Source organism: Dactylosporangium sp. CA-052675 (assembly GCF_050947935.1).
Classification (GTDB): Bacteria; Actinomycetota; Actinomycetes; order Mycobacteriales; family Micromonosporaceae; genus Dactylosporangium.
Window position 1 is genome coordinate 6,093,691 of sequence record NZ_CP192010.1, and the last position, 14,337, is coordinate 6,108,027.

The 14,337-nt window shown below is 74.2% G+C and carries 10 protein-coding genes; 7 read left to right on the forward strand and 3 right to left on the reverse strand.

Annotated features, from left to right (window positions below):
• Positions 1-238: 238 nt before the first annotated feature.
• Positions 239-1,870: a cellulose binding domain-containing protein gene (locus ACQP1P_RS27195; protein WP_433090141.1), complete on the forward strand. Its 1,632-nt coding sequence runs from the start codon at positions 239-241 to the stop codon at positions 1,868-1,870.
• A 157-nt stretch (positions 1,871-2,027) separates the two neighbouring features.
• Here ACQP1P_RS27195 and ACQP1P_RS27200 read toward each other — a convergent pair whose 3' ends face one another.
• The 3 genes from ACQP1P_RS27200 to rph form a co-directional block, all read right to left on the reverse strand.
• The gene (locus tag ACQP1P_RS27200; protein ID WP_433074339.1) at positions 2,028-3,536 is read right to left on the reverse strand and encodes a glycoside hydrolase family 43 protein; all 1,509 of its coding nucleotides are present in this window, start codon (positions 3,534-3,536) and stop codon (positions 2,028-2,030) included.
• A gap of 145 nt (positions 3,537-3,681) precedes the next feature.
• A complete protein-coding gene (locus ACQP1P_RS27205) occupies positions 3,682-4,089 on the reverse strand; it encodes a hypothetical protein (RefSeq protein WP_433074342.1) in 408 nt (135 codons plus the stop codon).
• 16 nt (positions 4,090-4,105) lie between these two features.
• Entirely contained in the window at positions 4,106-6,595 is a 2,490-nt protein-coding gene (gene rph, locus ACQP1P_RS27210) for a rifamycin-inactivating phosphotransferase (RefSeq protein WP_433074345.1), read from the reverse strand.
• A gap of 268 nt (positions 6,596-6,863) precedes the next feature.
• On the opposite strand from rph, the gene ACQP1P_RS27215 reads away from it, so the two are divergent.
• The 6 genes from ACQP1P_RS27215 to ACQP1P_RS27240 all read left to right on the forward strand — a co-directional run bounded on the left by ACQP1P_RS27215 (position 6,864) and on the right by ACQP1P_RS27240 (position 14,299).
• Positions 6,864-7,388: a PadR family transcriptional regulator gene (locus tag ACQP1P_RS27215; protein WP_433074348.1), complete on the forward strand. Its 525-nt coding sequence runs from the start codon at positions 6,864-6,866 to the stop codon at positions 7,386-7,388.
• Positions 7,385-8,062, forward strand: a complete 678-nt coding sequence (locus ACQP1P_RS27220; protein ID WP_433074351.1) for an ABC transporter ATP-binding protein — start codon at positions 7,385-7,387, stop codon at positions 8,060-8,062. The genes ACQP1P_RS27215 and ACQP1P_RS27220 overlap by 4 nt, the downstream gene beginning before the upstream one ends.
• On the forward strand, positions 8,059-10,359 hold the full coding sequence (locus tag ACQP1P_RS27225; protein ID WP_433074354.1) for an FtsX-like permease family protein: 2,301 nt from the start codon (positions 8,059-8,061) through the stop codon (positions 10,357-10,359). The genes ACQP1P_RS27220 and ACQP1P_RS27225 overlap by 4 nt, the downstream gene beginning before the upstream one ends.
• A 93-nt stretch (positions 10,360-10,452) precedes the next feature.
• Positions 10,453-10,701, forward strand: coding sequence for a hypothetical protein (locus ACQP1P_RS27230; RefSeq protein ID WP_433074357.1), 249 nt, complete (start codon positions 10,453-10,455; stop codon positions 10,699-10,701).
• Positions 10,698-12,011, forward strand: a complete 1,314-nt coding sequence (locus tag ACQP1P_RS27235; RefSeq protein ID WP_433074359.1) for an alpha/beta hydrolase — start codon at positions 10,698-10,700, stop codon at positions 12,009-12,011. The genes ACQP1P_RS27230 and ACQP1P_RS27235 overlap by 4 nt, the downstream gene beginning before the upstream one ends.
• Positions 12,008-14,299 carry a bifunctional lysylphosphatidylglycerol flippase/synthetase MprF gene (locus tag ACQP1P_RS27240; RefSeq protein WP_433074362.1) on the forward strand — a complete coding sequence of 764 codons (2,292 nt, stop codon included), beginning with the start codon at positions 12,008-12,010 and terminating at the stop codon, positions 14,297-14,299. The genes ACQP1P_RS27235 and ACQP1P_RS27240 overlap by 4 nt, the downstream gene beginning before the upstream one ends.
• The last annotated feature ends 38 nt before the right edge of the window (positions 14,300-14,337 follow it).

The following is a 14,337-nucleotide window of genomic DNA, read 5'->3' on the forward strand; positions in this document are numbered from 1 at the left end:
AAGTGTTATGACACGGCCGCCGGACGGGTCCCGCAGTGCCGGATTGGAACTTTCACGCCGCACCGGGTCCGCCGCGGAACAAATCCGCATTGCGCCGAGCGCCGTTCGACACGGGACATTGTGAGCGATAACAATCACTCGCACCCGACGATCGAGAGGCAAGTTCATGAAGCAGGACGAGCAAGAGCCGGCGACCGGCCGAAGCAGGCTGCTGAGCCGCAGGACCGTGCTGACGACCATGGGGGCCGTGCCGGTCCTCACGGTCGCGGCGTCGGTCCTCGGGGCCACGGAGGCCTCGGCCGCGACGGCGAACGTCAATCCGTCGGCACCGCGGCAGACCATCCGCGGCTTCGGCGCCATGTCCCACGCCATCTGGGCCGGCGACCTGACGGCGGCGCAGCGGGACACCGCGTTCGGCACCGGGGAGGGCCGTCTGGGGTTCTCGCTGCTGAGGATCCCGGTGAACGAGAACCAGTCGGACTGGGGCCGCGACCTGGCGACGGCGCAGCGTGCGGTCGCGCTCGGGGCCACGGTCTTCGCGTCGCCGTGGAACCCTCCGGCCGGCATGACCGAGACCTTCACCCGTGGCGGTCAGACCAACGCGAAGCGCCTCAAGTACAGCGCGTACGGCGCCTACGCCCAGCACCTGAACGACTTCACCACCTACATGCGCAACAACGGCGTGAACCTGTACGCGATCTCGGTGCAGAACGAGCCCGACTATGCCTCGACGTGGACGTGGTGGACCGCCACCGAGATCGTGAACTTCCTGAAGGCGAACGCCGGCGCGATCAGCACCCGGGTGATCGCCCCCGAGTCCTTTCAGTACGTGAAGTCCATGTCGGACCCGATCCTCAACGACCCGGCGGCGCTGGCCAATGTCGACATCATCGGCGCGCACCTCTACGGCACCCCGTACGCGAACTTCCCGTACCCGCTGTTCCAGCAGAAGGGCGCGGGCAAAGAGCTCTGGATGACCGAGGTCTACTACCCCAACAGCACCGACTCGGCGGACGCCTGGCCCGGGGCGCTCGACGTCGCCGAGCACATGCACCACGCCATGGTGGACGCGGAATTCCAGGCGTACGTCTGGTGGTACCTGCGGCGCAGCTACGGCCCGATGCGGGAGGACGGGCAGATCAGCAAGCGCGGCGCGATGATGGCGCACTTCGCCCGGTTCGTCCGCCCCGGATACGTGCGCATCGACGCGACGGCGAACCCGGCGTCGAACGTCTTCGTCTCGGCGTACCGGAGCGGCAACACCGTGGTCATCGTCGCCGTCAACAAGAACACCTCGTCGGTGACCCAGCAGTTCACCCTGGCCGGGACCGCCGCGTCCGGCGGCGTCTCGAACTGGCTCACCGACGCGAGCCGGAACGTCGCGCCCCAGAGCGCGCTGACCATGACGAACGGCTCGATCACCGTCACACTGCCCGCTCGCAGCGTGACGACGTTCGTGACCAGCCTCGGCGGCACCCCGACCAGCCCGTCGGCGAGCATCACGCCTTCCGTCCCGGTCAGCCCGTCGCCCAGCCAGCCGCCCAGCGGTGGCTCGGCGCCCCGCGTCACCTACACGATGAGCACGTGGAACAACGGCTTCACGGCCGCCATCAGCATCACCAACACCGGCACCTCGGCCATCAACGGCTGGACGCTCGGCTTCACCCTGCCCGCCGGCCAGTCCATCACCTCGGGCTGGAACGCCACCTTCTCCCCCGCCAGCGGCCAGGTGAGCGCCCGCAACGTCAGCTACAACGGCACGCTCGCCCCGGGCGCGTCGGTCGACATCGGCTTCCAGGCCACCCACACCGGCAACACCGCCGAGCCGACCGCCTTCACCCTCAACGGCATCCCCTGCACCGTGGCCTGACCGCCGCGAAGCACTCGTGGCCGTCAGCCCCGAGGTCGCGCGGCGTGCGCCGGCCGAGCTCGCGCGGCCGGATGGACACCGGGCGCCTCGAGGTCGCCGCCGGTGACGCTCGCGGTGGGGCGGTCCGGCCGGGCGGCGGCCCGGCCGGCGCCCACGGTCAGCTCGGTCCGCACGACGAGGGCGGGGCCGGCCGGTAGTCGAACCAGTCGAAGTGCACGGTGCCGTGCTCGGCGTACATGCCGATGACGCGCCCGGTGAAGCCGCCGGCGACCTCGGTCGAGAGGTACCGGCCGTCGAGGGTCGCCAGCGCGTCGAGGCTGCCGTCCGGCCGCGCGAGGCCGAGGGACACGCAGTCCGGCCCACTGCGGGAGTCCTGCGCGCCCTCGTACGCCACCGTGTCGGCACCGAGCACGACGGGACCGCCGGGCACGGCCCGGGCCGCGACGACCGTGCGCAGCGGGCCGATGCGGGCCACCACGCGCGCCTCGCCGTCCGCGAGCTCGATCGCGTAGTGGTGCCGCTCGTCGAGGCGCACCGCGAGCCCGCCGCGCCCGCCCGACGCGTCGACCGCCGTCCGGACGCGGCAGTACCGGTCCTGCTGACGCCGGCCGACGAAGGTGACGTCGAGATCGTCGAGCGAGCCGCCCCGCGCGCGCAGCGTGAGCCACCCGGGCCGGTCGCCGGTGGTGCAGTGCTCCGGCGTCCGGACGCGCAGCGAGATCCAGCGCGGGTGCAGGTCGGCACGGTCGAAGTCGTCGCGGACCGGCTCGGCGGCCGCGACCGTCAGCGGCCAGGGCGGCGCGGGCGCTTCGAGCGACACGTCGCCGGCGACCGGCCAGCCGTCGACCCAGCGCAGCGGGGTCAGGAACGTCTCGCGGCCCAGCACGTGCCAGCCGGGCGTGCCCCCGTGCGGCCGGACGCCGAGCAGCACCATCCACCACGAGCCGTCCGGCGCCTGGACCAGGTCGGCGTGGCCGGTGTTCTGGATCGGCCGGTCGGTGCCCCGGTGGGTCAGGATCGGGTTGCGCGGGCACGGCTCGAACGGGCCCGCCGGGCTGGGGCCGCGGGCGACGGACACGGCGTGGCCGCGCTCGGTGCCGCCCTCCGCGAGCAGCAGGTACCAGAAGCCGCCGATGCGGTACAGGTGCGGCGCCTCCGGGGCCTTCGCGCCCGGCGTGCCGGACCAGATCCGGCGCGGCTCGCCGAGGCAGATCCCGGTGTGCGGATCGATGCGCACCTGCGACACCCCGGCGAACGTGCACCAGCAGGCGCCGTCGTCGTCCCAGGCGAGGTCGGGGTCGATGCCGACGACCCCGGGCAGCGCGATCGGCTCCGACCACGGGCCGGCCGGGTCGGTCGCGGTGACGAGCAGGTTGCCGTCGCCGCTGACGTTCGTGGTGACGATCCAGAACCGGCCGTCGTGGTGGCGCAGCGTGGGGGCGTAGATGCCGCCCGAGGACGCGGTGCCGGCCGGGAGGCGCAGCTGGCTCGGGCGGTCGAGCGCGTTGCCGATCTGGGTCCAGTGCACGAGATCCCGGCTGTGGAAGATCGGCACGCCCGGGAAGTACTCGAAGCTGGAGCAGGCGAGGTAGTAGTCCTCCCCCACCCGGCAGACGCTGGGATCGGGGTGGAATCCGGCGATGACGGGGTTGGTCGGCGAGGTCACCTGCGATGGCTCCGATCAGCATGCCGTGGACGAGGCGACGACAGGCGCTGCGGGCAGTGTGCCCGGAACCCCCGTCGCCGCAGGACGCAGGGCTCCGGCCGACCGCGTCACGGCGCGCATCATACGGCCACGGGCCGCGGCGTGATCAGCGCGCGTCGTCCAGCAGCGCCGCGATGCGCCCGGCGGTCCTGCGCGCCGCACGCTGCTTGATCAGCCCCTCCTTCGCGACCGCCCGCACGTGCACGGCGGTGCTGTGCTCCCCGCGGCGAGTCGCGACGACGGTGACCTCCACGGGGTTCAGGTTCCCGGTTCCGCCTCCGGTGCGCCTGCGCACCGTGACGCGATCCGGGCCCGCGTCCACCAGTTGCGCAGGCCCGGACCGGGGCAGCTCGGCGAGCACGGCGCGGATGCGTTCCATCGCCAGGCCCAGACGCAGCGGCACGTCGCGGTCGAACTCGCTGACGTCGTCGCCGAGGAGCCCGGCAGCGAGCTTCGCGCCGCGGCCGACGCGGCCGAATCGTTCCGCCAGGATCTCGTCCTCCGGCTCCCCCATCGGCCCAGTCTGCCACCTACGGCAGCAGCTCGATGTACCCCTCGGTGCCGTGCACGCGAATCCGCTGCCCGTCGGCGATCAGGCGAGTCGCGTCCACCACGCCGACGACGGCCGGCAGCCCGTACTCCCGCGCGATCACCGCGCCGTGCGTCATGAGCCCGCCGACCTCCGTCACCAGCCCGGCGACGGAGACGAACAGCGGCGTCCAGCTCGGGTCCGTGTGCGCCGTGACGAGGATGTCGCCCGGTTCGGGGTCGGCCTGGGCCAGGTCCAGGATGACGCGGGCCCGCCCCTCGACGGTGCCGGCGGAGACGGGCAGGCCGGCGAGCGAGCCGGGCGGCAGGTCGTCGCGCCGGTACGACCCGTTGATGCCCTCCCCGTCCGAGGTGAGCACCCGCGGCGGTGTAAGCGTCTCGTACCACCGGAACTGCTCCCGCCGCGCGGCGATGAGTGCGTGGTCCGCGCGCTGCGTGCGCACGACCTCGCCCAGCTCGTCGAAGCTGAGGTAGTAGATGTCCTCCCGCTCGCGCAGGACCCCGGCCCGCACAAGGCGCTCCGCCTCCTCCAGCAGGGCCCGCTTGTAGACGAAGTACCGGCTGATCATGCCGTACTTCGGATACTCCCGGTACCCGATGAAGGTCCGGACGCGGTCGATGCGCTGTTTCGTCTCGGCGGCCTTGTGCTCGCCGTCCGGCAGCTCCCGCAGACGCGCCAGGATCTCCTGCTCCTTGCGCCAGGCCTCCTGCCGGCCCTGCTCGAAGCGCCGCGCACCCGCCCCCGGCTCGAAGTTCCTGATGTTGCCGAGGATCAGGGGCACGAGCGTGGAGGGGCGTTCGCTCCAGCGGGGGCGCGTGATGTCGATCTCGCCGACGCAGCGCATGCCGTACCTGTGCAGCCAGCCCTCGATGGCCTGGCGCGCGGGCTCGGGCAGCTCGTCGAGGAAGCCGTCGTCCTGCACGTGCCGCAGCCGCTCCACCACGTCCGGGTGCGGGCGGATCGCGTCGGCGACGTCGAGCAGCGCCAGCCCCATCTCCGAGGTGACGTTGTTCGGCACGGACTGCGCGAGCGTGTCGGCCGCGTTCCTCTCGCCGAGCCACTCCTCCAACCGCTCGTTGAGCCACCAGGTGGCCTCCATCGCCGGCAGGTACACCCGGCGGCTCTCCGGGTCGAACAGGATCCGCCGCAGCTCCTGCAGGTCCGCGCGGATGAAGTCGAGCAGCGCCTCGCCGGACTTCGTGCGGATCTCGCGCTCCGCGGCGGCGACCGAGGCCTCGCCGCGGCGGATCAGCTCCGTGACGACCGCCGGGTCGGTCTCGATCGGCTCGAGCGCACCGCCCGCCAGCGGCCTGACCGGGCCCGCGTCGGGCAGCGGCCGGATGAAGCCGTCGCGTTCGAGGAGCGTGCGCACCGCGTCCGCGGTGAGCGGATCCGACTTCGCCATGAGGTCCAGGACGGCTGCCCGGGCCGCCGGTACGGCCAGCCGCTGCGTGACGTCGACGAACAGGCGGCCGCCGGCCACCGCCATCGGCGCCGGGGTCGTCATCTGCCAGAACGAGATCCCGAGCGGCTTCATGGCGTCGGTCATCATCTGCTGGTGGCCGACCGAGAGGTAGACGTGGTGCTCGTCGTCGCCGCGCTCGGGGATCGGGAACAGCGTGGTGATCGGCCGGCTCTGCACGACGAAGAAGTCGTCGCCGGCCAGGCACCACTCGATGTCCTGCGGGCGGCCGAAGTACGCCTCGATCCGCCGGCCCAGGTGGACGAGACGATGAACCTGGGCGTCGGTGAGCAGCGGGTCGGCCGGCTTGGCGAGGATCTCGCCGTCGCGCACCGTGAAGGTGTCCGGGTTCGCCAGGCCGGCGACCAGCGCCTCGCCGAGGCCGGCGATCGCCTCCACGGAGGTGACCGTCCGGTTGGAGGTGACCGGGTCGGCGGTGAACATGACGCCGGACGCGCGCGGGTCGACCATCCGCTGCACGACCACGGCCATGCGGACCGCACGGTCGTCGATGCCGTTGCGCCGGCGGTACGTCACGGCCCGCTCGGTGAACAGCGAGGCCCAGCACCGGCTGACGTGCCGCAGGATCTCGGCCGGCCCGACGACGTCGAGGTAGCTGTCCTGCTGCCCGGCGAACGACGCCGTCGGCAGGTCCTCGGCCGTCGCGCTGGAGCGCACGGCGTAGGCCTCCCGCTCGCCGAGCCGGGCCAGCGCGCCGGTGATCTCGGCCGCGAGATCGTCCGGGATCGCGACCTCCTCGACGGTCCGGCGGATCTCGGCGCTCAGCGCGCGGACCGCCTCCCGGTCGTCCGGGTCCACGAGCGCCAGCCGATCGAGAAGATCGTCGATCGCGCCCGCCACGACCTGCCCGAAGGCGTCCGTCGTCACGCAGAACCCGTCCGGGACGCGGACACCTTCCAGCCGCGACAGCGCGGCCAGGTTCGCGCCCTTGCCGCCGACCGCCGCGGCCCGTGTCTCGTCCACCTCATGAAAAGCCAGAACACGCACGGTCGCCGATTCTGCGGCACGACCCGGCTCTTGCCGCAATCCCCCCATACTGCTATATATTAAAGTGGGAGGAAAGGTTCGACCTCGAACGTACCCCGGTCGTGCCTCCCCGCTGCCACGCTTCGCGCGGGTCTTCGACCTCAAACCTCGACCTCAAACGGTCTGACGGTTGCGCGAGTTGCCCCTCTCAGCATCCCGAACACCCTGCTCAGGTCCTCTACGCGACCGGTATACACAGCATGTATACCGGTCGTGTAGAGTCCCGGGCATGTCCATCGGTCAAGCGTTCCTAGGGCTGCTCGAGGCCCACCCCCGCCACGGGTACGACCTGAAGCGGGCCTACGACCAGCGTTTCGGCGCCGACCGGCCCCTCGCCTACGGCCAGGTCTATGCGACCCTGTCCCGGCTGCTCAAGCACGGCCTGGTCACCGTCGACTCCGTCGAGTCCGGCGAGGGTCCCGACCGCAAGCGCTACGCCATCACCGATGCCGGGGTCGCCGACGTCGAGCGCTGGCTCGCCCAGCCCGAGAAGCCCGAGCCATACCTGCAGAGCACCCTCTACATGAAGGTCGTCCTCGCCCTCTCCACCGGCCGGCCCGCGGCCGACGTGCTGGACACCCAGCGGGCCGAGCACCTGCGGCTGATGCGCGAGCTCACCCGCCGCAAGGCCGGCGGGGACCTCTCCGACCAGCTCATCTGCGACCACGCCCTGTTCCACCTCGAGGCCGATCTGCGCTGGCTGGAGCTGACCACCGCCCGCCTCGACGACCTCGCGAAGGATGTCCGCCGATGACCACGCTGCTGTCCGCCGAGGATCTGCACAAGTCGTTCGGATCCACCGCCGCGCTCGCCGGGGCCTCGATGTCGGTCGCGGCCGGGGAGATCGTCGCGGTGATGGGCCCGTCCGGTTCGGGCAAGTCCACGATGCTGCACTGCCTGGCCGGGATCATCCGCCCCGACGCCGGCCGGGTCCGCTACCGCGACCAGGAGCTCTCGGCCCTGTCCGACGCCCGCCGCAGCGCGCTGCGCCGCGGCGAGTTCGGCTTCGTCTTCCAGTTCGGCCAGCTCGTGCCCGAGCTGACCTGCCTGGAGAACGTCGCGCTGCCCCTGCGCCTGGACGGCGTACGCCGCCGCGACGCCGAACAGCGCGCCCGCGACTGGCTGCACCGCCTCGAGATCGACGACGTCGCCGCCAAACGCCCCGGCGAGGTCTCCGGCGGCCAGGGCCAGCGCGTCGCCGTCGCCCGCGCCCTCGTCACCGGCGCCCGCGTCGTCTTCGCCGACGAACCCACCGGCGCCCTGGACTCCCTCAACGGCGAACGCGTCATGCGCCTGTTCACCGAAGCCGCCCGCGACACCGGCGCCGCCGTCGTCCTCGTCACCCACGAGCCCCGCGTCGCCGCCTACTCCGACCGCGAGATCGTCGTCCGCGACGGCCGCGCCCTCGACCTGGACCGCGCCCGATGAGGCGGCAGCTGAGCCAGCTCGGCCTCGGCGCCCGCCTCGCCCTCAGCGGCGGCCGCGAAGGCCTGTTCCGCACCGCGCTCACCGCCGCCGGGGTCGCCCTCGGCGTGGCCGTGCTGCTCCTGGCCGCCTCGCTGCCCGGCATCCTCGACGGCCGCCACCACCGCACCGACGGCCGCGACGACATGCATTACGGCGACACGCCGGCCGCGAGCGCCACGAGCATCCTGTCCGAGCCGGTGTTCAGCTCCTACCACGACAAGTCCGTCCAGGGCCGCTTCGTCAAGGCCGAGGGCGACCACCCGATCCTGCCGCCCGGCGTGACCGCGTGGCCGGCCGACGGGCAGATCATCGTCTCCCCCGCCCTGAGGACGCTGCTCGAGTCGGCGGACGGCCGGCTGCTGCGCGAGCGGTTCCCGCAACCGATCGCCGGCACCATCGGCAAGGAAGGCCTCTCCGGCCCCAACGAGCTCTACTTCTACGGCACCCGCGACTCGCTCGCCGAGGGCCAGCCCCGCGTCGTGCGGGTCACCCACTACGGCTCCGACTCGCCCGACAAGCGGCTCGACGCGTTCCTGCTGCTGCTCACCGTCGTCGTGCTCGTCGCGCTGCTGCTGCCCGTGGCCATGTTCGTCGCGGCGGCCACCCGCTTCGGCGGGGAGCACCGCGACCGGCGCCTCGCCGCGGTCCGGCTCGTCGGCGCCGACACCTGGATGACCCGCCGGATCGCGGCCGGCGAGGCCGTCGTCAGCGCCGCGCTCGGGGTGCTGCTCGGCGCCGTGCTCTTCGTCGCCGCCCGCCCGTTCGCGGAGCGGTTCGAGGTCGCCGGCCTGAGCGTCTACGGCTCCGACATCACCCCGGGGCCGGTCATGGCCGTGCTCATCGCCGCCGGGGTACCGCTCGCCGCCCTCCTCATGACCGTCTTCGCGCTGCGCCGCGTCGTCGTCGAACCCCTCGGCGTCGTGCGCCGCGCCACCAGCCGCACCCGGCGCCGGGTCTGGTGGCGGCTGCTGCTGCCCCTGGTCGGCCTCGCCCTGCTCGCCCCGCTCTTCGGCACCAAGGCCGCGACGTTCAACGTGTGGCAGGTCAGCGGCGGCGTCATCCTGCTGCTCATCGGCGTCTCCACGCTGCTGCCCTGGGTCTTCGACCGCATCGTGCACCGCCTCGGCGGCGGCTCCCTCGCCTGGCAGCTCGCCCTGCGCCGGCTGCAGCTCTCCGGCGACAGCGCGGTGCGGGCCGTCAACGCGATCGCGGTCACCGCGGCCGGCGCCATCGCGCTGCAGATGCTCTTCGCCGCCGCCCAGCACGGCTACACCAGCCGCACCGAATACGACGTCGCCCGGGCCCAGGCCATGCTCCTCACCTACACGACCGCCGACTCGCGCACCCGCACCGCCGCCGACATCGACGCCACGGTCCGCGCCACGCCGATCGTCGCCGGCTCCCACACCCTGCGCAGCGGCCTCGGCCAGGTCGGCGACGACTCCTTCGAGGTCGTCGTCGCCGACTGCGACACCCTGCGGCTGCTCGCCGACCTGCCCTCCTGCGCCGACGGCGACGTCTTCGGCATCGGCTCGGTCAGCCCCGGGACCCAGGGGGCCACGCCACCCGAGCCGACCAGCCTCGGCGGCCGGAGGATCACCCTCGGCGACGACGCCGAGCCGTGGACCGTCCCCGGCCCGGTGCGGCCCGCCACCGTGCGCGCCGACCCGAGCGGCCAGGAGCACGCCGGCCTGCTGCTCACCCCGTCGCGCGCCCCGGCGGCCGGGCCGGTGCAGCGGTTCGTGACCTTCGTCCGGTACGACACCAACGCCCCGGACGCCGACGAGCTGATCCGCAACGCCGCCGCCCGCGTCGACCCCCTGACCGACGTGTCCATCCTGCGCACCACGCGCACCGACACGACGTTCTCCAGCATCCAGCGCGGCCTCTACGCGGGCACCGCCGTGGTGCTGCTGCTCGTCGGCCTCAGCCTGCTCGTCGCCACCATCGAGCAGCTCCGCGACCGCCGCCGCACCCTCGCCGCCCTCGTCGCGTTCGGCACCCGCCGCAGCACCATCGGCCTGTCGATCCTCTGGCAGACCGCGGTGCCGGTCGCGCTCGGCCTGCTGATCGCCGCCACCCTGGGCATCGCCGTCGGCGCGGTCCTGTTGAAGATCGTCTCCGAGCCGGTCCGGCTCGACTGGCCGAGCATCGCCGGGGTCACGGGCATCGCCGCGGCCCTGGTCCTGCTGGTGACGGCGGCGAGCCTGCCGCCGCTGTTCCGCCTGATGCGCCCCGAGGGCCTGCGCTTCGAGTAGCGCCGGCCCGGCCGAGGGAACCTTCCCGGCGGCCACAGCGTCCTTACGAGGGGTACTCGTCGCATGGGGGGGAACGGCGTGCGGACTCGGACGGTGGCTGCGCTGCTCGGCACGGTGATCGCGCTCGGCGCGGCCATCGACCTCGCCACGGCGGCCACCGTCCCGCCCGGGCCCGCCGTGGTGCGCACCGACTACACGACGCCGCCGTGCCAGCGCCGCTCGCCGGGGCCGGCCCGGCCGTCGCACCGGGCCGCACCGCCGGGGCGGCGCACGACCTGGCACTGCCACGCGCCGAGGCCCGCGCACCCGGCGCGGTCGGCGGCGGGCGGGCGGGCCCGGTGAGCCGGCCGCTGGACTGGCCGTTGCTGCACGGGCCGGTGCCGTTCGCGGTCTCGGCGGCGGCGATCGCGAGCCTGGGCCTGCTGCTGCACGGCGTCGCGCGGCACCGGCCCGGACGGGCGCTGGTCGGCTGCGCGGCCGCCGCGACCGTGGCCGCGGCCGGCGGCCACCTGGTCGACCGGGTGTGGCGGCCGTTCCCGGACCGCCTTCCGCCGATGGTGCTCGTCTGGGCCGGATGCGGGCTGGCCGGGCTCGCCCTGGCCGCGCTCGGATGGCCGGGCGCACGCGGGCGCCGGCGGCTGCTGAGCACGGTGGCCGCCGCCGTCGCGCTGATCGGGTGCCTGTCGGAGATCAATGCCATGTTCGGGCAGTACGACAGCCTCCGCGCCGCCCTCGGCATGCGCCCCGCGAACACCGTCGGCCTCGGCGACACCACCGCCGCGCCCCGCCTGGTCTTCCCCGATCCCGGCCGCGGCCTGGCCCCGGTGTGGCGGCGCCCGGCGGCTCTGGACGCGACGGGCCGGCTGATGACCGCCCCGATCCCCGGTGCGCGATCCGGCTTCGCGGCCCGGCCCGCATGGATCTATCTGCCGCCGTCGTACTGGTCCGAGCCCCGCCCCCAGCTGCCGGTCCTCGTGCTCGTCTCCGGCCAGCCCGGCACCCCCCGCGACTGGATCGACGGCGGCCACGTCGAGAAGGTGATGGACGAGTTCGCCGCGCGGCACGACGGCCTCGCCCCGATCGTCGTCATGCCCGACGCCCTCGGCGCGCTGACCGCCAACCCGCTCTGCCTGGACTCGCGGCTCGGCAACGTCGAGACCTACCTCGCCGAGGACGTCCCGGCCTGGCTGCGCGACCACCTCGACGTCGACCCGGACCCGCGGCGCTGGGCGGTCGGCGGATACTCCTACGGCGGCACGTGCGCGCTGCAGCTGGGCGTGCGCCGGCCCGACCGCTTCCCGACGCTGCTGGACATCTCCGGGCAGTCCGAGCCGACGCTGGGCAACCGCCGCTCGACGGTCGCCGCGGCGTTCGGCGGCGACGCGGCCGCCTTCGCCCGGGTCAACCCCCGCGACATCATGGCCACGCAGCGCTTCCCCGCCACCGTGGCGCTGCTCGTGGCCGGGCGCGACGACGCCGAGTACGGGCCGCAGGCGAAGGTCGTGCGGGCCGCCTGCGAGGGGGCCGGGATGCGGGTCGAGTGGTGGGAGCTGCCCGGCAATCACAGCTGGACGGTCTGGGGCACCGGCCTGGTGGTGGCGCTGCCGATCCTGGCCACGCGCCTCGGCCTGACCACCCAGGCCCCCCGATGACGCGCCGCCTCCGCCGTGTGCCGGTCGGCCTGCTGGTGCTCGCGACCATCCCGTGCTGGCCGATGCCGGCCGCCACCGCGCTGGCCTCGGTCGCCGCCGTGGTGGCGCTCGGCCTGCCGATCGAGCGGCGGCTCGGCTCGCCGCGCACCGCCCTGGTCCTCGTCGCGCTCGAACTCGCCGTGGCCGGCTGGTGGTTCCCCGGGTCCGCGGGGGCGATCGGGCCGCTGCCCGCGGTGCTGGGGCTGGTCCTCGCCGGCAGCGCGGTGCTGCAACCGATGTGGCGGCGGCGGATCCGGCTGCTGCTCGTGCCCGTGTGCATGATGCCGCTGTACGCCGGCCGCCCCGCCGACTACGCCGCGCTGCTCGGCGCCGGGGCCGGGCTGGTGATCGGCCCGCTGCTGCGGGGACGCCGGACGGGTCCGCGGCCCGAGCCGCCCAGCGCGCCGGAGATCCGCACGCTGCTCGCGCTCGTGGTCGCCGCGTGCGCCGTCGGCCCGCTCATGGCCACGCTCGCCGCGCACGCCGAAGGGCCGCTCGCCGTGCTGCGGTACGTCGTGCTGGCGACGCCGCCCGATCCCGCCGACCTGCAGGCCGCCTGCACCGACCCGCAGCTCAGCGCGCAGTGCCGCTCGCTCGTGGCCCAGCTGCGCGCCGACGGGCTCGGCCCGCTGCTGCTGTCTGTCCTGCCCGCCGGGCTGCTCCTGCTCGCCGCCGAGGGCCTGCGCCGCGGGCGGAGACTCGGGCTGTGGCTGGCCGTGGCCACGAACCTCGTGCTCGCGCTGGCCGGGGCGCTCGCCTTCGACCTGGTGCCGCGCCTGCTCGCGCCCGGGGCGCCGTTCGACGACACCGCCGAGGCCGTGGCCGTCGTCGCGTCGGTGACCCTGCCGCTGCTCGTCGCCGGGCTGCTCGTCGCGCTGCGCCGGCACTTCCCCGCGCGCTCGGACCCCCGCCGGGTACGCGCGGCGTGGCTGTTCGGCGCCGGTGGGCCCCTCCTGGCGTGCGGGGTCTCCCTCGGCGGCGGGTGGCTGCTGCGGTACGACTTCGAGCCCGTCCCGTCCTTCACGGGACTGCTGCTGGACCTCCCGACCCGGTTGCTCCCGGTGGGCTACCTCGACGCCGTGCCGCCGGCGTTCGTGGCGCGCACCCCGGCCGCGGCCGTGCTCCTCGGCTGGGCCGGCACCGCCGCCTGGCTCGCGGTGCTGACCGGCATCGCGCGGACCTACGCCGGCGACCTGACCCCGCAGGGCGGCACCGACGCGGCCCGGGCCCGGCGGCTGCTCGTCCAGCACGGCGGCGACGCGATGTCGTACATGCTCACGTGGCCCGGCAACACCTACTGGTTCAGCGCCGACGGCCGCACCACCATCGCCTACCGCGTGCGATCGTCGGTCGCGCTCACCCTGGGCGGCCCGGTCGGCGCACCGGAGGCCCGGGCGGCGGCGCTGGACCAGTTCAGCCGCGACTGTCTCGCCCGCGGCTGGAAGCCGTGCTTCTACAGCATCGACGCGGACACGGCGCTGGCGCTGGCCGGCCGCGGCTGGAGCATCGTCCAGATCGCCGAGGAGACCCGCCTGGGCCTGCCCGCCCTGACCTTCCGCGGCCGCCAGTGGCAGGACGTGCGCACCGCCCTGAACCGGGCCGCCCGCGACGGACTGCGCGCCGAGTGGTACCGCTTCCGCGACGCCCCGCCCGCCATCGCCGCTCAGATCCACGCCGTCTCCGCGGAGTGGGCCGGCGCCAAGGGCCTGCCCGAGATGCGCTTCACCCTGGGCGGCGTGGCCGAGCTCGCCGACGACGAGGTCCGCTGCCTGCTCGCGGTGGACACGACGGGCCGGGTGCACGGCATCACGAGCTGGCTCCCGGTGTACCGCGACGGCGCCGTCATCGCCTGGACCCTGGACGTCATGCGCCGAGCCCCCGGCGGCGCCAACGGCGTGATGGAGTTCCTGATCGCGACGGCCGCGCAGCACTTCCGCGACGAGGGCGCCGAGTACGTCAGCCTGTCCGGCGCCCCGCTCGCCCACCGCGAACCGCCCCCGCCGACGGGCCTGCCGCACCTGCTGGACCGGGCCGCTGTCCGCCTCGAGCCGGTCTACGGGTTCCGGGCGCTGCTCGCGTTCAAGGCGAAGTTCCAGCCGCAGTACCGTCCGCTGTACCTCGCCTACGCCGATCCCGCGGCGCTGCCGGCGATCGGGCGGGCGGTGCTGCACGCCTACCTGCCGGAGCTGACGGCCGGCCAGAGCGTCCGCCTGGCGCGCCGGCTGCTGCGCCCCGCGAAGCCGCGCTGACCGGCACCGAACGCAGCGCGGCCCCCGGCACGACGGAC

Excerpts from the sequence above, each read along its gene's own strand:
- ACQP1P_RS27240 (WP_433074362.1), top strand. The coding sequence starts at position 12,008 with ATGACGCGCCGCCTCCGCCGTGTGCCGGTCGGCCTGCTGGTGCTCGCG.
- ACQP1P_RS27205 (WP_433074342.1), bottom strand. The coding sequence starts at position 4,089 with ATGGGGGAGCCGGAGGACGAGATCCTGGCGGAACGATTCGGCCGCGTC.
- ACQP1P_RS27215 (WP_433074348.1), top strand. The coding sequence starts at position 6,864 with ATGTCCATCGGTCAAGCGTTCCTAGGGCTGCTCGAGGCCCACCCCCGC.
- ACQP1P_RS27195 (WP_433090141.1), top strand. The coding sequence starts at position 239 with ATGGGGGCCGTGCCGGTCCTCACGGTCGCGGCGTCGGTCCTCGGGGCC.
- ACQP1P_RS27225 (WP_433074354.1), top strand. The coding sequence starts at position 8,059 with ATGAGGCGGCAGCTGAGCCAGCTCGGCCTCGGCGCCCGCCTCGCCCTC.
- ACQP1P_RS27220 (WP_433074351.1), top strand. The coding sequence starts at position 7,385 with ATGACCACGCTGCTGTCCGCCGAGGATCTGCACAAGTCGTTCGGATCC.